We start from the raw sequence: 21,944 nt of genomic DNA, 5'->3' as shown, positions 1-21,944 counted from the left end.
TCCTTAAAATTGATAGGGAGCTTTTTGATGGAAATAATTTGGTTTAACCAGATCGTTCTTATAAGGCTTATGGAAAATATGGGTTGTGGCCGGTGACATGGGTGGAATCAGCCATGCCCAGTTTCCGGTGACATCGCGCCCTTCCACTTCTTCTTTTTTCTCAAAATTCTTGAACTGCTTGGCTGCTGTGTGGTGATCGACGATGGTCACACCTGCTTCCTGAAAAGATTCCAGCACAGCGATATTCAATTCGACTAAAGCTTTGTCTTTCCACAGGGAACGGTTCGACTGCATATTTAATTCCATGATTTCTGCAACGGCGGGCAAGAAGTTGTATCGATCCTCGTCTGCGAGGTTTCTGGCACCAATTTCAGTGCCCATATACCAGCCGTTAAAAGGCGCCATTTTGTATTCGATGCCCCCAATTTCCAGCATCATGTCTGAAATGATCGGAATCCCGTACCATTTGATGCCCAACTGTGAAAACTCGGGAATTTCAGGGTGTCCGATTTCGACCTCCATAATCGACTGACGTGGAATCTCCTTCAGAAAAGGCTCTTCACCACGCAGTTGAATGACCAATGGCAAAATATCAAAAGCTGTTCCCGCTCCCTCCCAGCCCAGTTCTTGACAGCGCTTTGTAAACTCTAATGAACTGGAATCGCCAACAATGCCTCTTGCAGTTTCATATCCGGCATAGCGGATCAGCTGGTGGTTCCATAAACGCATGGATTCCCCATTTTCCTGTGCGGCGCGAAAAACCGTAATGGCAGGACGGATTTTTCCGTTATTCCCAGCAAAGTCGATATGCTGGACCAACGCATCAAAGATTCCCTCTGCCGTCGTTTGATGGCGCTCATCAAAGACGGTCAGCGAATTCCAAAATAATCTGCCGATGCAGCGGTTGTTATTGCGCCAGGCCATGCGCGCTCCATGCTCCAATTCCTCGAAGCTATGCGTGTAGGTTCCTGTGTGCTCGATTTCCTTTTTGATTTCCAGCAGCCTAACCTCCTTCTGGTAATCGCTCTTTCCCAGTTCCTCGTAGCAAATTCCTATATAGTCAGTGGCTTCTTCCAATAAAAGCATTGTTGAATTGCTTATCATCATTGTTTTCACTCCTTGCACATATCATATCACTCAGCCCTTGCTCTTTTCAGTGACAGAACTCTGAACACCCTATGTTTTTGGAGGCTTTTCCAGTACACTAGAGCAAAGTAAAAATATTGTCAGGAGGAGCTCCTACCGATGGTCAAAGCGATTTTTTTCGATTTAGATGATACTTTGTTATGGGACAAGAAGAGTGTTGAAAAAGCATTTCAGGAAACGTGCCGTTTGGCTGAAGAACTAACGGGCCAAGACTGTTCCGGTCTGGAAGAAGCGGTGCGGGCTGCGGCAACTGAGCTCTATATGGGATACAATACATACGATTTCACAAAAATGATCGGCATCAACCCTTTTGAAGGGCTGTGGGGAACATTTGACGATGAGGGAACAGATTTTCAGCAGATGAAAACCATCGTACCCGCTTATCGGCGGGATGCCTGGACTCGCGGCTTGAAAAAAATCGGCATCGATAACTCCGAACTCGGCGGCCAGCTTGCTGAATATTTCCCCGAAGCACGAAAAAGAAACCCTATCCTGTATGAGGAAAGCTTAAAGGTGCTGGAAGACTTGAAAGGCCATTATCAATTGCTGTTATTGACCAATGGGTCGCCGAGCCTGCAGCAGACCAAGCTTGAAATCACACCGGAAATCGCTCCTTTTTTTGATCACATCGTAGTGTCTGGCGCATTTGGAAAAGGCAAACCAGATCCGGACATTTTCTATCATGCCTTATCAAAATTTGGTTTGTCTGCAGAAGAAGTTTTGATGGTTGGAGACAACCTGATGACAGACATTATCGGTGCGGAAAAAGCCGGAATCCGTTCTGTCTGGCTTAACCGTGAACAAAAAGCTCCGCACGAATCCATTATTCCAACATATGAAGTCCAGCACTTGGAAGAGTTGCTGCAGCTGCTGGAACAGATTTAGGAAGCAAACTCCCGTTAAATACGGAAGATACATCACGCTTCGTTCCTAGAGGATGTTATACTCTAGAACACTGCAATAAAAAGACTGGGAATTCAAAGCCGAATTCCCAGTCTTTTTATTGCCATTTTACTATCCCGGCTTGCAAACAGAGCCCATTAACATCTTGGAGTTTTTTATAATCGATGCTTCATGGTGTCGGATAGTCCGCAATAATTTTTACATCTGAACCTAAAAGACAATAATTTGATTGAATTAATAAAATAACGATATTTCCAGTTGTTGTATATGCTCCTCCCACCATATAATGGAACTAACATACATATATACTTGCGTAAAAAAATAGAAAGAAGGGAATCGTTATGGATGTTCATTTGAACGGAAGACACCTAGTGAAGCTCAGTATTCCACTTTTGACTTCAGTCATGATCATCACGTCCTGTCAGGAATTTTTTGGACTTTCGCCCCATTCTGTACCTGAAATCGGAGAAAACCCACTCAACACTCAACCTGCAGTCGCAACAGGAACAGGAGAAGACTTGGAACAGCAAACCGACAAGGAACATTTTGAAACATTTACGATACCTGAACTCAAACGCATTCATCATGAGATTTACTCCAGTTGGGAAGAGCATTTTGGAAACCACAATCCGGATCCTCACCTGAATAAAGTGGACGGTATGGTGATAGAAGCAGACGAGTTTATTTCCGAATACAGCGAAATTCAATTGGCGTTGGAGAGTTTGGAGTTTTTAGGAACTCCGGAAGAAGTACAAGCACTAAATGGATATCGGGAGAACATGTTGGAAGCCATCAGCACAAGATTGGCCGCAGCTGCAGCATCCGAAGACGCTCCACATTCAGACAACGAGGCCAATTGGGAGCACTTCCGTCAGTTGGTGCAAGTCTCTTACAACTATATAGAAGATGCCAATATACATCTCTCTAAATACGAAGACCAAGGAAATCTGATGTTCTCTGAATAAGCGGTCTAGCTAGAGCGACTTCTTTTTCGGTAATCGTTAAGTCTATCACCGGAGTAGTATATAAAGTGTCAGAAAGAGAAAATTGGCTCACTTTTGCTTTAAAAGAATAAAATCCTTTAAAATTTTAATACTGCAACACAAAAAGACTGGGAATTCAAAATGAACCCCAGTCTTTTTATCCGTTTTAATTATCCATACTCGTTCCCAGAACACTGTATGCACCATGAAAATCTGTTACTCCTATAAATTGATAGGAGTGACCCCTTCAATTTCTTCCAGTTTCGCTAATTGCTCCAAGCTGCTTGTTTCTGCAGGTTTATCGATTGACAGCATCATAATGGCGTCTCCACCAATAATTGAACGCCCTACCTGCATCGTGGCAATGTTGACATTTTCTTGGCCAAGCAAAGTTCCGACACGGCCGATAACACCTGGACGGTCATTATGGCGAACATACAGCAAATGCCCTTCTGGAACGACATCCACCAAGTAATCATCCACTTTGACGATGCGGGCGCCTTGTCCGTTTAACAAAGTTCCGGCTGCTTTTCTGGTTCCTTTTGCAGTTTTCACTTCCACGGTGATCAGGCTCGTAAACCCTTTCGATTCCGTAGTCTTTTGTTCGCTGACGACAATGCCTTTTTGATTGGCAATATACATCGCGTTGACATCATTGACATGCTTGCCAAGATGGCGTTTGAGCATGCCCTTCAGCATATTGCGCGTTAATGGCCCAACTTCCATATTGGCCAAATCGCCAGCATAGCGAACTGTAACTTCTTCTGCAGCTGCTCCGGTTAAATCGGTTAAAAAAGCACCCAAACGCTCGGACAAATCAAAGTAAGGTTCGATTTTCTTCATGATTTCTTTCGGTACAGATGGCAAGTTCACGGAATTCCGGACAGTCCCTGTCGTGAAGTAGCTGACGACGTCCATGCTGACATCTACGGCCACACTTTCCTGGGCTTCAAAAGTGCTGGCACCCAAATGAGGTGTGGCAATAATTTCCGGAAGATCCAATAAACGAAAATCAACCATCGGCTCCTGTTCAAAAACATCAAGCGCAGCCCCAGCCACTTTCCCTGATTTCACGGCATCAAACAATGCGTTTTCATCGATGATGCCGCCGCGTGCACAGTTGACAATTTGTACGCCGTCTTTCATGATGGCGAATGCTTCTTTATTGATTAAATGCTTGGTTTCTTTCAGCAACGGTGTATGGACAGTTACGAAATCCGCCACTTTCAGCACATCTTCCACCGACCCGAAATCCACTCCAAGCTTTTCCGCTTTTTCAGCCGTCAGGAAAGGATCGTAAGCAATGATGTTCATCCGCTGCCCTTTTGCACGTGCTGCTACTTCCTGGCCGATTCGGCCAAAACCGACCACTCCGAGTGTCTTGTTTTTCAATTCGACGCCCACATAGGATTTGCGGTCCCATTTTTGATTGCGCAGCGCGTGGAACGCCTGAGGAATTTTGCGAGCCATTGACATCAGCATCGCCATCGTATGCTCAGCAGCTGAGTTGGTATTGCCGTCCGGTGCATTGACTACAATAATGCCGTGTTCAGTTGCTGCTTCCAAATCGATGTTGTCGACGCCGACACCTGCGCGTCCGATAATTTTCAGGTTTGAAGCTTTTTCAATCAATTCCCGTGTCACCTGCGTTTGGCTCCTGACAAGCAACGCATCAAATCCGTCAATCCGGTCGCCCAATTGTTCCGGCGTCAAATTGGTTTCCATGACAATATTTACGCCGTTTGCCTGACGCAAGGGATAAATTCCTTCTTCGCTGAGTGGATCACTGATTAAGACGTGAAAAGTCATTTAGTTTCCTTCCCTTCTGTCAAATAAACTTGCTGTGCTGCTGCAATTCCTTTGCCGAGTTCGATCTTTTTCCCAACTTTTATCAAGCCGATTTCCATCGCTGCCAATGTCTGCAGCATATCTGCCGGAGAGCAATAACCCATATGGCCGATGCGGAAAATCTTTTTCGCTAGATGCTGCTGGCCGCCTGCCACTTCCAAAGAAAATTCTTTCTTCATCACTTTCCGGAATTCTTCGGGATCAAAGTCATCCGGCATTACAGCGGTAACTGTCGGGGAAGCGTCTTTGTCGGAAGTAAGCAACGGAATTCCAAGTGCTTTAAATGCTGCGCGGGTCATATCTTTCATCAAGTGGTGCCTTGCGTATACCTGTTCCAGCCCTTCTTCCTCCAATAATTGGAGCACCTGCTGCAAGCCGAATAAAATGGACAGTGCCGGTGTGAAAGGCGTTGTATCTTTTAAAATATTGTCTCTGTGCTTTTTGAGGTCCAAATAAAAGCGCGGCTGTGGATTGGCTTCGATTTTCTTCCAAGCCCGGTCACTTGCTGCAATGAACGAAAGGCCCGCTGGAAGCATAAAGGCCTTTTGTGAGCCCGTGACGACTACATCGATTCCCCATTTATCCATCTCGGTTTCCGTACCTGCTACGCAGGATACGCCATCAACGATGACCAGGGCATCCGATACTTCTTTAACAGCAGCAGCCAGTTCTTTGATCGGGTTCAAGACGCCGGTGGAAGTTTCACAGAACGTTGAGAAGACCACCTTGATTTCAGGATGTTCCAGAAGAAAGTTTTTTACTGCTTCCGGGTCTACCGCTTGACCCCACTCTACTTCGAATACATGGGTCTGAATTCCATATGCTTTACAAATTTTCGCAAAACGGTCTCCGAATGCGCCTGTTACTAGAACCAGAACTTCTTCGCCAGGAGCAACCGTATTAACCACGGCTGTTTCCAGTCCTGCGGTCCCGCTGCCTGTTAGAATGATCACTTCCTGTTTGGTTCCAAAAACGCGTTTTAATCTTGGTCTGATGTCACTGATCATTTCGGATGTACTTTGTCCGCGGTGCCCGATTATCGGTTGTGCCATTGCACGCTGAACACTTGGCGGAATTGGCGTTGGTCCTGGGATTCGTAAAATTTGTTGGTCTGTCAGCATAATGAAGCTCATTCCCCTCTCGATTTCCCGCTTTGGCGGGCAGTGTTTGTGTAAAGACGACAAAAAAGACTCTTCGCCCTTACATAAAGATGCAAGGGGCGAAGAGTCTTTTATTTCGCGGTACCACCCTAATTCACTGTCAACAAACTGACAGCCTCATTGGTTCACATGCGTAACGGACATGAAGCGGATGGACCTACTGGGGTATTCAATCCATCTATTCAGGAGTGCTGCGAAATGCCGAAACCACTGATTCTCACCAACCATCAGCTCTCTTGAGATTTCCTTGCAAAAAGCGTATCTCCATCAACATAGTTAATCTGTATATTTGAATTGACTCCATCATATACAGCCCGAAATTCATTGTCAATATATAAAAAATATTTAGACTTCTTTGTAAACGTTTCCATTATCATAAACGCAGAAGGCGCATGGCTCTAAGGAAACTTAAAAATATTTTCACAATTCAAGAAAGTGGATCAATTCGGATTCGTTTCCGGAAGGTAACATAATTTTGTTATAATGATTATGAATTTATTCCAAAGGAGGAACTGATATGGCAACTGACTCTGCAGTCAGCAACTACTTAACAAGCAACAGGAAACGCTTTGAATCCATCAGTCAATATGTTTGGGAGCACCCGGAAACACGCTACGAAGAATTTGAGTCGGCTGCATTTTTGGCAGATGAATTGGAAAAGGAAGGATTTTCAGTCGAACGGGGAGTTGGCGGTATTGAAACCGCATTTGTCGCATCTTTCGGGACAGGCAAGCCAGTCATTGGATTTCTCGGGGAATTCGATGCCTTATCAGGACTCAGCCAAAAAGCCAATCTAACCAAGCAGGAACCGATCGAACCAGGAGGCATTGGCCACGGCTGTGGACACAATTTGCTCGGGACCGGTTCTCTGGCAGCGGCATATGCCGTAAAAGCTTATCTCAGTGACAACAACATCAGTGGAACCGTAAAATTTTACGGCTGCCCAGGTGAGGAAGGCGGCTCTGGCAAAACTTTCATGGTGCGCGAAGGCGTCTTTGATGGCTTGGACATCGCTTTGACCTGGCATCCTTCTTATTCCAATTCCATCATGAGCCTGTCGAGTCTTGCCAATTATCAGGTCTATTTCCGCTTCAAGGGAGTGGCTTCACACGCGGCGAACTCACCGCACTTGGGACGCAGCGCATTAGACGCAGTGGAATTGATGAATGTAGGCGTCAATTACCTGCGTGAACATGTCGTGCAGGAGGCGCGGATGCATTACGCCATCACCAACAGCGGCGGATTTTCACCCAACGTCGTGCAATCGGAAGCGGAAGTTTTGTATTTGATCCGCGCGCCTAAAGTTGCACAGGTTGATGAAATCTACAAACGCGTCTGTAAAATTGCGCAAGGAGCTGCATTGATGACCGAGACCGAGATGACCATCGTCTTTGATAAAGCCTGTTCCAACTATGAGCCGAACCGGACATTGGAAACCATTCTGAACGAAAAACTGCTCGAAGCCGGAGCTGTCCAGCCGACTGAAGAAGAAAAGGAATTCGCCGCAGGGATTTGGCAAACCTTGTCCGAAGGTGAGAAGAATAATTTCCTCGCCGGCATGAAAACCTTCGGATACAGCGGGGATGGCAGCGAATTCGGGGGCAAATATCTTTCGGATATCATTTCCGATTATGTTCCTTCCAACGAAGTCATGGCAGGTTCCACAGATGTTTCGGATGTCAGTTGGATTGTTCCGACAGCCCAATTGACTACTGCCACTTCAGCCATCGGCACGCCCCTTCACACGTGGCAAATGGTGACGCAAGGCATTGGTTCATTTGCCCACAGCGGCATGCTCTTGTCTTCCGAAGCCATGGCGAACACGGCTATCCATCTGTATCATCATCCTGAAGACCTTCAGGCGATCAAAGCTGAACATGAAGCGAGACGGGCAAAGGAAGCCTATACCTGTCCGATTCCCGAAGGCGTCCAGCCTTCCGCTGTAAAATAGCATATGAAAAAGACGGCAGAAATTTTCTGCCGTCTTTTCTTATGGACATTAGTAGGAACGCGGCATCTTCAGCACATTCTGTCCGAGATAAGCCAAAATCATATTGTTGCTGACCGGAGCCACTTGATACATGCGGGTTTCCCTGAATTTCCGCTCCACGTCATATTCGTCGACAAATCCATAGCCGCCGAACGTGTCCAGGCAAACGTTTGCCGCTTGCCAGCTTGCTTCACTCGACAGGAATTTTGCGAGGTTGGCCTGTTCCCCGAACTTCTCGCCTTCATCAAACTTTCTTGCCGCTTCATAGCGCATCAAATCAGCCGCTTTGACCGCAGCGTAAGCCCGGGCAATTGGAAACTGGATGCCTTGATTTTCGCCGATTTTTCGGTTGAAGACGACGCGTTCATTGGCATAGCTGGTCGCTTTATCGATGAAAAAATAACCGTCTCCAATTGCTTCCGCCGCCAGCAAAGTCCGCTCTGCATTCATTCCATCAAGCACGTAGCGGAAACCATTGCCTTCTTCTCCGATGAGGCATTCTGCAGGAATCTCCATATCTTTGTACCATACTTGGTTTGTGGCGTAATTGAACATTGCCCGAACCGGTTCAACGACTAAAGATTCCGGCTGTTGCTCACGGATGATCCGCAAATCCACCAAGAACAGGCTAAGCCCTGCCGCCCTTTTTTCACGCACATCCTCAATCGGTGTGGTACGCGCCAAAAGCATCACCAAATCCGATTGCAGCAGCCGGCTTGTCCAGTTTTTATGGCCATTGACCACATAGCCGTTTGCCGTTTTTTCAGCAAATGTTTCGATGGCTGTTGTATTGGAGCCGGCGTTTTCCTCAGTTACCGAAAAGGCCTGGAATCGGATCGAACCGTCCGCTATGCCCGGCAAATACTGCTGCTTCTGTTCTTCGCTGCCGTGTTTTAATAATGCACCCATTGTATACATCTGCGCATGGCAGCCAGCCGCATGTCCTCCGGAACGGTTGATTTCCTCCAGAATAATGGTTGCTTCTGTCATGCCATAGCCTTTGCCGCCATACTGTTCAGGAATCAGGGCTGACAGATAGCCGCTTTTTGTCAACGCATCTACAAACTCATATGGATACTCGCGATCAAGATCCAGTTTTCTCCAATAGGAATTCGGAAACTCCGAACACAATGTCCGTACTTCTTGCCGTAAGTTTTCTCTTGCCTCTGTTGTTAACTTAACCATTGTCATTTTCCCCTTTCGAACACAGTCTTTTCGTTAGGTAGTCAATTTGATTATCTGCTCTTCCGAAAATCCAAGCTCCGACAAGATTGAGTTTGTATGTTCGCCCACTTCCGGAATCGGATTCATGACGGTGTCGACTTCATCTGAAGTGACGGGTGGAATTAGCGCCTTTAACTTCCCTACTGGTGAATCCACTTCCCGCCAGCGGTTTCGGGCTGCGAGTTGTGGATGGTCGACAAGTTCATTCATTGTATTCAGTCGTGCACTGGCAATCCGCGAAAGCTCCAGCCGCTCGATGACTTGTTCAGAATCCATTGCCTGAAAAACATCTTCGATGATGTTTTTTAATGCAGTTTTGTTGACCACGCGCTGGGAGTTGCTGTTGAACAACGGATCAGAAGCCAGTTCGGGATTACTCAGTACGGTTTCACAAAACTCGCCCCATTCACGTTCGTTTTGAATACCCATAAAGACCATTTTGCCATCGCCTGCTTTAAAAGGTCCATATGGATAAATTGTGGCATGGCTCGCACCGGTTCGAGGCGGTTCATTTTCTCCGTAAGCCGAATAATAGAGAGGATAGCCCATCCACTCGGCCAGTGCTTCCAGCATCGATACTTCAATAATTGCCCCTTTCCCCGTTTTATAGCGTGAAATGATGGCGGTTAGCACCCCGGTATAGGCATACATTCCTGCCGCAATATCCGCGATGGAAATTCCTGCTTTGGACGGGGTGTCTTCTGTTCCGGTGACAGATACCAATCCTGCTTCACACTGGATCAACAGATCATAGGCTTTTTTATTGGTGTACGGCCCGAAAGTGCCATACCCGGAAATTGAACAAATGATCAGTTTGGGGTATGTGGCTTTCAGCTCTGCTGCACTGAACCCAAGCCGGTCAACCGCACCGGGCGCAAGATTATGAAGGAATACATCTGCCTCCTCCAACAGTTTATGCAGAACTTCTCTAGCTTCCTCCTGTTTCAAATCCAGCGCGAGAGACTCTTTGGAACGGTTGATCCAGACAAAATGGCTGGCCATTCCTTTGACCGTTTTATCGTAGTTTCTGGCAAAATCTCCAACTCCCGGCCTCTCCACTTTAATGACCCGGGCGCCCAAATCAGCCAGTTGTCTTGTCGCAAAAGGGGCTGCGACAGCCTGTTCCAAAGAAACGACGGTTATGCCTTCCAATGGCAACATAAAAACTCCTCCTTTTATAATCTTTTAGTGAATAAACAACTATTTATCTGAGCTAGTGAGAAAAAATCGCTCCAGGCGGACGCTGGTTTGCGCAATACCTACAGCAAAATAGTATCGATTTAAAACTTGATCAAATTAACCCAATCCAATTCCACCAGGTAGCAGCTACAAGAACCGTTGCTGCCATTGAAATGATGGTGGCGTATAAACCGGGTTTTAAAAAATCCTTCTGTGAAATCATTCCGGTGCTATGGGCGATCAAGTTCGGCATAGACTCAACAATCAAGACAAAACCGAAAAGACAGGTCAAGCCTGTGGTAAATGAAATCGCCAGCGGATTAATGCCGGCATTTTGAGCAACACTTATAACAATCGGCACCAGCACAACCACCGCAGTGGCGACATTGGAAATCATTTTGTGAAAGATTTGAGCCAGGATAATGACAATCACCACAGCTGAAAATGGATTTTGGATAAGTTGCATAAACCAGCCGACACTCAAATACTGGCTGATGGTGGTTGCCGCGCCTGAATCTACGAACGTATAGCCCATGGACAGCGTAACGCTGATCAACAAAACAGTATTGTAGTTGATGCGGACAACCGGCTCCCAGGCGGCAACGCCGATAATGGGCAAGGTCATCAGCACTACACCAGCCAGTGCGGGAACACTCGGGTGCAGTCCATGAAGAGGTTCTGTCAACCAAAATATTACAATCGACAGCAGGATGGCTAAACAGCGAATTTCCCTGGCGTTGATGGGACCTAACTCCGCCAGCTTCTCCGTCATTTCTTCTTTGATTGCAGGAAAATACTGCTGTTCTTCAGTCAATGGAAAAACTTTTAACAGCATTAGCCAAATAGCCGGAATCAAAATCAGCCAGATGGGAAATGTGTAATAGAACCATTGAAAATACGTGATATTGATTCCCGCAAACCGATTCAGCAGTTCAACTGTCAAAATATTGCCGATTGCCGCTGTCATGACAGACGTTCCGCTAATAATGCCACCGAATGCGACACCCAGCATAATCATTTTCCGCAAATTACCACCGGGCTCAGCATGTGTTGTTTCAATGATCATGGTTGAAACCGGTAGGATTAACGCAGATCGGACAGCGGTAGAGGGAATAAAAAAAGCCTGAATCTGCTGGATGATGATGATGCTGCCGAGCAAGCCCGCTGAGCGGCTCCCCCATTTTTTTAATATTGTATAGCTCATCCGTTTAATGAGGGCGGTTTCGTTGACTGCAGTGGCGAGCATCATGCCACCGACGATGAGATACGTTGCGGGTGATGAAAACCCGCTGAAAATCACCGATGCATCAGCAATACCGAATAACAACATCAGCAACAAGATGATCAATGCAGTCAGCCCGATCGGTATCGGCTCTAATGACCACAAGATAATTCCGAGTGTAATGATGCTCGTCATCACTTTTGCTTCGTAGGAAAATTCATTTGGCAATAAAAAATAGGCAGCAAGGAAACCTAAAACCGCTATACCTATAAACAAGAGGGTCCTCCTGTTTTCCGCCGTATTGCTTTTCATGTTTCCTTCCCTCCTCTTCACAGCCAACAGCTTTTCTTGAAACAGAGAGAAATGGTATCTACTTTTTTAAGCCGCGTAGCAGATCCAGCCGCCAAAATGGTTGGTCTTGAAGAAATTGGCTACCCGTTGGAATCCTGAATCCTTCAATAATGTACGAATTTCGGATTCAGAAATCGACGATTCGGTCAGCGTTCCTTTCATCAGGTCCTCTACTTGCTGTTCTGGCAGATTTGTCATGTCCAGCCAATAATTTTTCCATAGGGCCACCAGCTCTTTAAATTCGGGATCATTCGGGTCACCGAATTTGCTGACCAGCACAAAAGGTGCACCGGGATCCAAGTGGCTTCTTATTTTCATCAACAATGCCCTTTTCTCTTCCATTTCAGGGACAAAATGCAGCACCAGAATGCAAGTCGCACCATCAAAGCGTTTTTCTGTCGGCACATCCATTACGGTGCCATTCACCCATTCGACGCGCTCTTCAATTCCTGCATGCGCTGCTTTAGTCTTAGCCGCTTCGAGCATGGCTTTTGCAGGATCCACAGCTGTAAAGCGCCATCCGGGATTCGGCACACCAAAAGCTTTTAATTCATTTCCTCCACCGCAGCCAACCACCAGGACTTCCGCCTGCTCTTTTAGCGCATAGCGAAGAAAGGTTTGTGACAAGCGCAGCATCGGATCATAAGTCGGCAACGTTCGCCGGACCCCTTTATCGTATTCGGTCGCGATTTCCTGGTTGAACTCCATTTTCTCTGCCATTTCTGCACCTCCGATCAAGCCGCCAAATTTATTTACCAATCGTCAATAACAAGTCATACAAATTAGATTTTTCTTCAAAGCCGATGCCTGGTACTTCAGGAAGCCGGACATAGCCATCCTCCACTGCATAACGATCCGCAAATCCGCCAAAAGGTTCGAAGACACCCGGGTACGATTCATTTCCATGAAGCTCCAGGCCTGCTGCAATATTGAGGGACAACTGGTGTCCGCCGTGTGGTATGCAGCGGCGTGAAGACCAGCCATGCTCTTTCAGCATATCGAGGATTTGTAAATATTCCACCAGTCCATAACTGAGTGCGCAATCGAACTGCAGGAAATCTTTTTCCGGATTCATGCCGCCGTAGCGGATCAAATTGGTTGCATCCTGAAGCGAAAATAAGTTTTCTCCTGTTGCCATCGCATGGGGATAGCGTTTGGAAAGCTCCGCCTGCAGGTGGTAATCCAGTGGATCGCCTGCTTCCTCATACCAAATCAGTTCGTAGTCCTTTACCTTTTCACCAAACTCGATGGCATAATCCAAGTCGAAACGGCCGTTGGCATCCACCATCAAACCGCTTCCTTTCGGCAAAATGTCCAGAACCGCTTCAATCCGCTTCACGTCTTCATTTAGTGAAGCACCGCCGACTTTCATCTTCACGTCACGATACCCAAGATCCAAATAGCCTTTCATCTCATCCTGTAATTCAGTCAATCCTTTATCTGGGAAATAATAGCCGCCTGCTGCATAAATATAAACCTTGTCATCGGTTTTCCCTGTACCGTAGCGGTCTGCCAATAGCTGGTATAAAGGCTTTTCCTCAATTTTTGCGACCGCATCCCAAACGGCCATATCGATTACTCCAACCGCAACAGCACGTTCGCCATGGCCGCCCGGCTTTTCGTTGGCCATGATGATTTTATGTATTTTATGGGGATCCAGGTTGGATCCATCGTCTGTTACAAGATCTTTTGGATTTGCTTCCAACAGCCGTGGGATAAAACGTTCTTCCAGCAGACAAGTAGGGGCATACCGTCCGTTCGAGTTAAATCCGTAGCCCACTACAGGTTTGCCATCTTTCATAATATCTGTGGTGATCGCCAATGCTGAAGTGGTCATTTTGCTGAAATCTATATACGCGTTTCGAATAGGACTGCTGATCGGCACCGTTTTTACATCAATTTTCACTATTTTCACTGTGCTCACCTCATTTTTTAGTGGGTTATTGCTTAATTATTCTGTTCTGCAGGATTTTTTTTGCTTTTTTATACACGGGATAATCGACAAGCTGACCAGCTATTTTAATCGAAGCGACACCGTTTTTTTCAGCTTTTTCAAATCCCTCAACAATTTCTCTTGCTAGCGTGAGTTCTTCTTTTGACGGTGAAAATACTTGATGGACAACAGCCAATTGTTTCGGATGAATGACCAGCTTTGCTTTAAAGCCCAGCTGCTTTGCGAAAACCGTTTGCTTTTTCAGACCTTCTTCATCCCTTAAATCGGGATACACGGCATCAATTGGCGATCCTTTTCCTGCTGCCTTTGATGCAATTACCAACTGTGAACGGGCAAACAGCAATTCCAGTCCTTCCGGCGTCAGTTCGCAGCCGATGTCCAGTGAAAAGTCGATGGATCCGAAAGCCAATACGGAAACCATAGGATCAGCAGAGGCGATGGCAAACGCGAACTGCACACCTTTTGCGCTTTCTACCAACGGAATCAATTCAAAAGCTTTATCTTTTCCGCCGCTGATTTGCCTTATTTTGTCTGCGACTTTTTGGACTCCCTGCTCATCTTCTGCTTTTGGAAGCATGATACCCGCGGCTCCGCCATTGATCGCAGTTTCCACATCGGCTTCCCAAAAAGCCGTATCCAGAGCGTTGATGCGGACGATGATTTTTTGTTCCTGTTTATGGGCTTTCAATGCTTCTTTCATCACTTTTCTTGCCGTTTCCTTTTCGGATGAAGCTACTGCATCCTCTAAGTCTATGATGACAACATCAGCCGCGGATGAAACCGCTTTCTTTATTAATACAAGATCGGTTGCCGGTACAAATAAGTAGGAGCGTGATGCATCCATTGCGCTCACTCCATTCTTTGGATATTGGATACAATATGTGTTTAACTTTATCTTACTAAACAATTTATGTACTGTAAATTGATTTCAGAAAATTTCGTACTTTAAAAATGGCAGACCCTGCCTTTTTCAGCAGGGCAGCTATACTTATTTGTTTCGCAAATTGGCAATAATTTCGTCAGTTACTTCAGAGGTAGAAGAACTACCCCCAATATCAGCTGTTTTGATACCCGATTGCATAGAAGATTCAATAGCTTCGAGCAGCAGCGTACCCATTTCAAGTTCTCCGAAATGGTCCAGCATCATTTTTGCTGTCCAGATTTGTCCAATGGGGTTGGCGATTCCTTTGCCAAAAATATCTGGCGCTGAACCATGCACCGGCTCGAACATGGATGGATATTTACCGTTCAGATTGATATTTCCAGCAGGCGCTATTCCGATACTGCCCATTATAGCAGCACCGATATCACTCAGAATATCTCCAAATAAATTGCTGGCCACTACGACATCCATCGTCTGTGGCTTGGTGATGAAGAAAGCCGAAAGCGCATCAATATGCTCACTGTTTGTTTGGACATTCTTATAATTCGTCGAGACTTCTTTAAAAACTTCGTCCCAAAATGGCATCGAATGAACAATTCCATTCGATTTTGTTGCACTGGTCACGCGGCCGCTCCGTTGCTGGGCCAATTCAAATGCATATTGGATAACCCGGGAAACCCCTTTTTTTGTGAACACCGCGTTTTGGATGACAATTTCATCTTCTCCGCTGTGAACACTGCCTCCAATACTGCTGTATTCCCCTTCGCTGTTCTCGCGGACGATCATGATGTCGAAATCCCTTGGATTCGCCAAAGGTGAGACAATCCCTTTTAGCTGTTTGGCGGGGCGGATGTTGATGACTTGTTCAAACTCTCTGCGGATTTTCAACAGCAAGCCACCGAGCGAGATATGATCGGCCACCAACGCGGGGTCTCCAACAGCCCCCAGGAAAACTGCATCACTTTGTGTGAGTTGGCTTAAGCCGTCTTTTGGCATCATTTCTCCATGTTCCACATAATACTCCGAGCTCCACGGATGGTGCGTCGAACTGAACTTCAAACCGCCGTGAATCTCTGCTATTACATCCAGAACACGCAATGCCTCAGGCACGACTTCTTTTCCGATGCCATCTCCTGGAATGACCGCTAACTCCATTTGCTTCATACAGCTTGCCCCTCTCTTTTTGTCGAGCTGATCTACCTGTTTTTTTATTTCTTCATCATCATTTCAATTAAGTTCTCTTTGGTTCTCAGAATATGCTTTTCGGTAATTCTTCTTAATTGGACTTCGTCTTTCTGTTTTACGTATTCCAGCATCAAGCGATGCTCTTCATTCGAATCGGCTAAATGGTTAGTCAGGAGGCTTGGTGTATATGGAGGGATCCCTTTCCATAAAGTTTCAATAAATCCTTGAATTCTTCTCCATGGACAGCTTTCCCTTAAAATCCGGTGAAACTCTGAGTTCAGCTTCATAAAAACTTCAACATCGCTTTCATCAGCTTTCAGTTTGATCATTGCATGGTAGAGATCTTCAAGCTCTTGTATTTCTTCATTTCCCAAATAAGGAAGTGATTTTACTACGGCCTGACCTTCCAGAAGGGCTCTCAATTGATAGATCTCTTCGATATCTTCAACAGAAATCGGCGTAACCACAGCGCCTCTTCTAGGTTCGATTCTGACCAAACCTTCCACTTCCAACTGACGCAGCGCTTCTCTCAGCGGCATGCGGCTGACACCCAATTTTTGGGCCCACTCCTCCTGCATTAACCGCTCGCCCATTCTAAACTCACCTTTGAGGATCAATTCCCTCAGTTTGTTTGTCACTTTGTACTGCAACGTGGCCCTATCCTGTTCTGTTAATTTAAATTTCTCCATATGGCACCCCTTAAATACGTTTCCTTTTAAATATAGGAAAGAATACTTGTATTTTACCATTAAAGACCACCTTCGAATATGAGAGTAGCTAGGATCCTTTGATTTCCACGGAGAACATTTCTTCGATATATTTTACTATGGCTGTATGATCCTGGTCACCGCCACCTTGGGACCACGCATGTTTCCAAAGCTGGAACGATGCACTGGAAATGAACATTGGCACCTTTTCCTCTTCCGCCATCGCCATGGCGATCTTCAGATCTTTGACCATCAAATCCAAGGTAAAGCCAACTTCAAATTTCCGGGTCAACACTTGATTTGGAAATTTAAAATCACTGGAAAAGCTCCTGCCGGTGCTCGCGTTAATGACATTCAGCATTTTCTCAGGGTCAAGGCCTAACTTAACGCCAAGCGCCATCGCTTCTCCCGTCGCAGCTAAAGTAGTGGCGGAAATCATGTTATTTAATGCCTTGATCGTGTGTCCCGCTCCTGCTTCTCCGACATGAAAAATATTGGAGCCCAGACATTCAAGCAGCGGTTTTGCTCTTTCAAAATCTGCTTCTTCGCCGCCGACCATGATAGACAAAGTTCCTTCTTCCGCCTTTTTGACGCCTCCACTCACGGGGGCATCAATCATCTTCAGTCCTTTTTCTTTCAGCAAAGCACTCAGTTCTTTTGTCACAGAAGGAATAGATGTTGTCATCTCGATCAGCAAGCTATCGGAATTCATACCCTCCATCAACCCCTCCGGACTCGTCAATGTTTCTTTGACAATAAAAACATTCGGCAAAACCGTCAGAACGTATGGATAGTTTCTTGCTAAATCAGCGGGACTTGTTGCCTCTTTTGCCCCAATCTCTACAAATTTCCGGACAAAGTCTTTATTGAGGTCGAAAACACCGACTTCCACCCCTTGCTCCAGCAGCCTTTTCACCATACGGCCACCCATATTGCCCAATCCGATAATTCCTGCTTTCATCTTTGCGGCCCCCCTTGGATATCCCGTTGTTTATCCTTTATTGCTTGTATTTTGCGACTCCGTCTTTGTAAATGTCGCCGCCATGAATATCATTGATGACAAATACCGGAAAATCTTCAATAGTCAATTTCCGGATGGCTTCCGTCCCCAAATCTTCATAGGCAACGACTTCCGCCTTTTTGATCGAACGGGCAATCAATGCAGCAGCCCCACCAACAGCACCAAAATAAACCGCATTGTGCTTCAGCATGGAAGCGATGACTTCTTCACTTCGATAGCCTTTGCCAATCATTCCCTTTAAGCCTTTTTCGAGAAGTGCCGGTGTATACAAATCCATTCGGCCGCTTGTTGTTGGTCCTGCAGAACCAATTACTTCGCCAGGTTTTGCAGGAGTCGGTCCTGTATAATATAAAACTTGTCCATCCAGTTCAACAGGCAGTGGTGTTCCTTCTTTTTCCTGTTCCACCATTCGCTTGTGGGCTGCATCCCGCGCGGTGTAAACTACACCAGAAAGCAAGACACGGTCTCCTGCTTTCAGCGATTCAATATCTTCTTCGCGTAAAGGCAGGCGGATTTTCTTCTGCATATCCATTCACCTCATTTCATTACGATCGTTTGGTGGCGGCTGGCGTGGCAATTCAGGTTGACCGCCACCGGCAACGCCGCAATATGGCAGGACTCCAGTTCCACTTTGACGTCCAGGGCAGTTGTGCTGCCGCCCATGCCTTGAGGACCGATGCCTAGCCGGTTGATTTGTTCCATCAATTCCATTTCAAGTTCTGCAACTGCGGGATCTTCATGGCGGACACCTAAAGGGCGAAACAACGATTTTTTCGCCAAAAAAGCACAGCGCTCAAAATTGCCGCCGATGCCGATGCCGACGACCAGCGGCGGACAGGCATTAGGACCCGCTTCTTTAACGATCGACAAAATATATTCTTTGACCCCTTCCATGCCATCAGACGGCTTCAGCATTTTTAATGCACTCATGTTTTCTGCACCGCCGCCTTTAGCAGTCATATGAAGCGTCAATTCTTCTCCTTCTACCAAGTCAATATGGACAATAGCTGGCGTGTTGTTTCCGGTATTCTTCCGGTTCATCGGATTGTAGACCATGGAATTTCTTAAATAGCCTTCACCATAACCTTTTTCTACGCCTTCATTGATGGCATCCACCAATCTCCCCCCGGCAATGTGGCAATCCTGGCCCACTTCTACCATGAAGACCGCCGTTCCGGTATCCTGGCACATGGGCACTCTTTCCGCCTTGGCAATATCTGCGTTATCAATCAGTTGGGTCAGCACTTCCTTGCCGGTTTCCGAGCGTTCGGTCTGCAGTGCTTGCTTAAACGCCGAATAGACGTCTTCTCCGAGATTGTAATTGGATTCCATGCACATGGTTTTTACTTCTTCCACAATTTTTTCATATGCAATCTCTTTCATCCTTCTCCCTCCTTTCTTTTTGGTGAGCCGCTGATATAAAAGGTGCCCAGCGCTTTTGCCACCAATTTTCCCGAATCGTCGTGAATGGTGCATTCAGAGACGACAGTAGTTCTGCCTTGCCTTAATATAAGAGGAGTCGCGATCAGACGGGAACCTTGGCCCTTCTCAATAAAGTTCACTTTCAGTTCCAGCGTAAAGACCTTTTCTCCCGCTGTTAAGTTCTGCAGAATGCTGAAGCCGATTGCCACGTCAGCCAACGTATAGATAGAACCGCCTTGCGCTACTCCATAAGTATTTTCATTCTGGAAACCCAGTGCCATTTCAGTCGTTCCATCCTGATTTTGCACCATCCCTAAAAATCTCCCAAGCAAATGCATCGGTACAGCATTATCTGCCGAGCCAGCCTGTGGCTCCTGCAAAAGCGATAACAGGTAAGCAGCCTGCTCCAGTTCGGTTGAATTAAAGGTTTCCAATTGCTTTTGCAGATTTTCAACTTTTGTGGATTGCTCAATATTCCGTTCCATAGAAGCGCCCTCTTTGCATGAATTCTTTTGAATTAACGTTTTTGATTTTTATAGTGCGGCCATTAGATCGCTGATATTCTCTGTAGATTCCAAATCCATTAAACTCTCCGCTAAAGCCTGCCGCTGTTGGGTTGGCAACTTTGTGGCCATTCCCATAAATTTTTCGAGCAGCTCTTCCGGTGTGACTGCATTTTCAGGATCGCCTTTTGGAAAATCGGTTTGCTTGTGGATCTTCTCCCCATCCTTTAACAGGACACTGACTGCCGCTCCCCATTGTTTCGGGTAGCTGCCATCAATTGCAGGGTCCACCTGCACATTTACTTTCTTTATCAATGACCGAACCCCTTCATCCCACAGCTTGTCCCCATTGAAATCTTCCAGGCTCGCGCGCCCATTCAATAAGGCTAAGGCTGAGCAAAATTGCAGGCTGAATTTCGCTGCGTATTCTGTCTGAGGATCCGCGTCATCGGTAATATTCAGTGCGACTTGATAAGAATCGACTTCCACCGATTCGATGTCTTCCAATGCCGGATGCTGCTCCTTGAATATATCAATCAATAAATCGACAGCATGATGCGTGTGACGACACGATGCATGAATTTTAAAAGAGTTCTCCAAGATCTTGAATTCTTGCCCAAGATTTTCCGTTATTCTTGAAACATCATGTTCTTCACTCATGGCGTTGAAAAAGCCGCGGTCGCCCTCGAGAATTTTCTTCGGTCCCGTAAACCCTTTTTGTGCTAACAAGGCTGCCATCGTGCCATTCATTGCCGCTTTTCCCGTGTGCAGCTGCTTGGTCATGGCGCCATCAACGATGAATTCCCATAATCCCGCTGCTTGTGATCCCGCATTTCCTAAGGCATTCACCAGCTCATCTTCCGATAAACCGAGGAGCTTTCCAGCTGCTGTTACAGCCCCAAAAGTTCCGCAGGTCGCCGTATTGTGCCAGTAATAATAGTGAGACGGCGAGACCGCTTCCCCGATTCTGAAACAGACTTCATACCCTGCCACAACAGCAGTGATCAACTCTTTTCCGCTCAGTTCTTTCCACTCGGCAATTGCCAATGCTGCAGGAATAACGACTGTGGCCGCATGAATAATCGATCCTTTATGGATATCATCCAGCTCCATAACGTGGCTTGCCGCCCCGTTTACCAAAGCCGCGTTTATTGCACTGGATTTCCCACCGGTAAACAGCTTCGCCTGTTCATGGCCACCCATTTCGTTCACAAGTTCACTGACCATTTGAACAGGCTTTTTATCTGATCCTGAAATCGCTGATCCGAAATAGTCGAGAATGCACAGTTTTGTAAACGAAACGACCTCTTCCGGCAAATCTTCATATGAAAGCTCCAAGCTATATCTAGCCAATTGCCTGCTTAACTCCATTTCGGCTCCTCCTTCCACTGAAACGTCGAATGCCTCAGCTGTTTGTCATTTCCCTTGCCAGTCCGGCTTTCGTTTTTCATTAAAGGCCAAAACACCTTCCAGGCGATCTTCTGAATTTGCACATTTATAGTATTGATCCAGTTCAATCGACAGCGCTGTGTTAATATCCGTATGGAGCCCTGTAGAAATGGATTTTTTTATGGACTGCAAGGATAACGGTGCATTTTGTGCAATTTCCTTGGCGATTTCCAGCGTTTTCGGCATTAGCTCTTCTGTGGAATAAACACCGTTCAAAATTCCAGTTTCCAACGCCTTATTCGCGTCTACCTGATTGCCTCTAAAAAGCATCTCTTTTGCCAAACCGACTGGAATGGCACGCGGCAGCAATTGCGTTCCGCCTACCCCTGGGATAATGCCCAGCTTAACTTCCGGCAAGCCCATCTTGGCGTGTTCGGCCGCGTAGCGAAGATCACAGCTCAGCAGCATCTCCATACCGCCGCCTAAAGCAAAACCGTTGACTGCGGCAATGACAGGAAACTTGAAGTTCCGCAGCAATTCATAAGCATCCTCAAAAATGTCATGCTGCTGTTTCCATTGTGCATTGGTCATTCCTTTGCGTTCTTTTAAGTCCGCTCCCGCACAAAAGCTTTTTTCTCCTTTGGCAGTAAGAATCAACACACGCAAGCTTTTTTGCTGTTCGAGTGATGTCAGACATTCAATCAATTCAACTGCCATTTTTGTATTCAGTGAATTCATCGCTTCAGGTCTGTTCAATTCAATCACATAGACATGTTCATCACTATGCTCTTCATTTAAGATCAAGGTTTCCCAGTTGGTCATAGCAGTATCCTCCAAGTTTTCTATAAGAGTTGAACTAAGAACTTTCGTTTAC

The 21,944-nt window shown here is 46.2% G+C and carries 20 protein-coding genes and 1 other annotated feature; of the genes, 3 read left to right on the top strand and 17 right to left on the bottom strand.

Features of this window, described 5'->3' with window-relative positions:
• Positions 1 to 3 precede the first annotated feature (3 nt).
• Positions 4 to 1,107, bottom strand: a complete 1,104-nt coding sequence (locus QOZ98_RS04515) for a nitric oxide synthase oxygenase (protein ID WP_308786312.1) — start codon at positions 1,105 to 1,107, stop codon at positions 4 to 6.
• A gap of 138 nt (positions 1,108 to 1,245) precedes the next feature.
• Between QOZ98_RS04515 and QOZ98_RS04510 the strand changes: the two genes are divergently transcribed.
• Together QOZ98_RS04510 and QOZ98_RS04505 are read left to right on the top strand one after the other, a co-directional pair.
• Positions 1,246 to 2,031: an HAD family hydrolase gene (locus QOZ98_RS04510; protein ID WP_308786311.1), complete on the top strand. Its 786-nt coding sequence runs from the start codon at positions 1,246 to 1,248 to the stop codon at positions 2,029 to 2,031.
• Between the two features lie 359 nt (positions 2,032 to 2,390).
• Entirely contained in the window at positions 2,391 to 3,014 is a 624-nt protein-coding gene (locus tag QOZ98_RS04505) for a hypothetical protein (protein WP_308786310.1), read from the top strand.
• A gap of 240 nt (positions 3,015 to 3,254) precedes the next feature.
• Here QOZ98_RS04505 and serA read toward each other — a convergent pair whose 3' ends face one another.
• On the bottom strand, positions 3,255 to 4,841 hold the full coding sequence (gene serA / locus QOZ98_RS04500) for a phosphoglycerate dehydrogenase (RefSeq protein ID WP_308786309.1): 1,587 nt from the start codon (positions 4,839 to 4,841) through the stop codon (positions 3,255 to 3,257).
• A complete protein-coding gene (locus QOZ98_RS04495; RefSeq protein ID WP_308786308.1) occupies positions 4,838 to 6,001 on the bottom strand; it encodes a pyridoxal-phosphate-dependent aminotransferase family protein in 1,164 nt (387 codons plus the stop codon). Before QOZ98_RS04495 ends, serA begins: the two co-directional genes overlap by 4 nt.
• Before the next feature lie 91 nt (positions 6,002 to 6,092).
• Positions 6,093 to 6,320 (bottom strand) — a binding site (T-box leader).
• A 237-nt stretch (positions 6,321 to 6,557) separates the two neighbouring features.
• On the opposite strand from QOZ98_RS04495, the gene QOZ98_RS04490 reads away from it, so the two are divergent.
• Positions 6,558 to 7,991, top strand: coding sequence for a M20 family metallopeptidase (locus tag QOZ98_RS04490; RefSeq protein WP_308786307.1), 1,434 nt, complete (start codon positions 6,558 to 6,560; stop codon positions 7,989 to 7,991).
• A 48-nt stretch (positions 7,992 to 8,039) separates the two neighbouring features.
• On the opposite strand, the gene QOZ98_RS04485 is transcribed toward QOZ98_RS04490, so the two are convergent.
• The 14 genes from QOZ98_RS04485 to QOZ98_RS04420 form a co-directional block, all read right to left on the bottom strand.
• Positions 8,040 to 9,215 carry an acyl-CoA dehydrogenase family protein gene (locus tag QOZ98_RS04485; protein WP_308786306.1) on the bottom strand — a complete coding sequence of 392 codons (1,176 nt, stop codon included), beginning with the start codon at positions 9,213 to 9,215 and terminating at the stop codon, positions 8,040 to 8,042.
• A 33-nt stretch (positions 9,216 to 9,248) separates the two neighbouring features.
• On the bottom strand, positions 9,249 to 10,415 hold the full coding sequence (locus QOZ98_RS04480) for a CaiB/BaiF CoA transferase family protein (protein WP_308786305.1): 1,167 nt from the start codon (positions 10,413 to 10,415) through the stop codon (positions 9,249 to 9,251).
• Positions 10,416 to 10,545: 130 nt separating this feature from the next.
• Positions 10,546 to 11,967, bottom strand: coding sequence for an SLC13 family permease (locus QOZ98_RS04475; RefSeq protein WP_308786304.1), 1,422 nt, complete (start codon positions 11,965 to 11,967; stop codon positions 10,546 to 10,548).
• A 66-nt stretch (positions 11,968 to 12,033) separates the two neighbouring features.
• Entirely contained in the window at positions 12,034 to 12,726 is a 693-nt protein-coding gene (locus tag QOZ98_RS04470) for a class I SAM-dependent methyltransferase (protein WP_308786303.1), read from the bottom strand.
• Positions 12,727 to 12,754: 28 nt separating this feature from the next.
• Positions 12,755 to 13,921 (bottom strand): mandelate racemase/muconate lactonizing enzyme family protein, encoded by a 1,167-nt coding sequence (locus tag QOZ98_RS04465; RefSeq protein ID WP_308786302.1) that lies wholly within the window; start codon positions 13,919 to 13,921, stop codon positions 12,755 to 12,757.
• Positions 13,922 to 13,946: 25 nt separating this feature from the next.
• Complete coding sequence (locus tag QOZ98_RS04460) at positions 13,947 to 14,804, bottom strand: HpcH/HpaI aldolase/citrate lyase family protein (protein ID WP_308786301.1); 858 nt, start codon at positions 14,802 to 14,804, stop codon at positions 13,947 to 13,949.
• 144 nt (positions 14,805 to 14,948) lie between these two features.
• On the bottom strand, positions 14,949 to 16,007 hold the full coding sequence (locus QOZ98_RS04455) for a tartrate dehydrogenase (protein ID WP_308786300.1): 1,059 nt from the start codon (positions 16,005 to 16,007) through the stop codon (positions 14,949 to 14,951).
• A 44-nt stretch (positions 16,008 to 16,051) separates the two neighbouring features.
• Positions 16,052 to 16,717 (bottom strand): GntR family transcriptional regulator, encoded by a 666-nt coding sequence (locus QOZ98_RS04450; protein ID WP_308786299.1) that lies wholly within the window; start codon positions 16,715 to 16,717, stop codon positions 16,052 to 16,054.
• Positions 16,718 to 16,805: 88 nt separating this feature from the next.
• Positions 16,806 to 17,696, bottom strand: a complete 891-nt coding sequence (locus tag QOZ98_RS04445; RefSeq protein ID WP_308786298.1) for an NAD(P)-dependent oxidoreductase — start codon at positions 17,694 to 17,696, stop codon at positions 16,806 to 16,808.
• 37 nt (positions 17,697 to 17,733) lie between these two features.
• Positions 17,734 to 18,282, bottom strand: a complete 549-nt coding sequence (locus tag QOZ98_RS04440; protein ID WP_308786297.1) for a Fe-S-containing hydro-lyase — start codon at positions 18,280 to 18,282, stop codon at positions 17,734 to 17,736.
• Positions 18,283 to 18,293: 11 nt separating this feature from the next.
• A complete protein-coding gene (locus QOZ98_RS04435; RefSeq protein ID WP_308786296.1) occupies positions 18,294 to 19,139 on the bottom strand; it encodes a fumarate hydratase in 846 nt (281 codons plus the stop codon).
• Positions 19,136 to 19,663, bottom strand: a complete 528-nt coding sequence (locus tag QOZ98_RS04430; RefSeq protein WP_308786295.1) for a PaaI family thioesterase — start codon at positions 19,661 to 19,663, stop codon at positions 19,136 to 19,138. Before QOZ98_RS04430 ends, QOZ98_RS04435 begins: the two co-directional genes overlap by 4 nt.
• A 48-nt stretch (positions 19,664 to 19,711) precedes the next feature.
• On the bottom strand, positions 19,712 to 21,052 hold the full coding sequence (locus tag QOZ98_RS04425; RefSeq protein WP_308786294.1) for an MmgE/PrpD family protein: 1,341 nt from the start codon (positions 21,050 to 21,052) through the stop codon (positions 19,712 to 19,714).
• A 45-nt stretch (positions 21,053 to 21,097) separates the two neighbouring features.
• Positions 21,098 to 21,892 carry an enoyl-CoA hydratase/isomerase family protein gene (locus QOZ98_RS04420; RefSeq protein WP_308786293.1) on the bottom strand — a complete coding sequence of 265 codons (795 nt, stop codon included), beginning with the start codon at positions 21,890 to 21,892 and terminating at the stop codon, positions 21,098 to 21,100.
• Between the last annotated feature and the right edge of the window lie 52 nt (positions 21,893 to 21,944).

Source organism: Planomicrobium stackebrandtii (assembly GCF_030814955.1).
Taxonomy (GTDB): Bacteria; Bacillota; Bacilli; order Bacillales_A; family Planococcaceae; genus Planococcus; species Planococcus stackebrandtii.
This window is presented reverse-complemented; position numbering and strand designations above follow the sequence as displayed.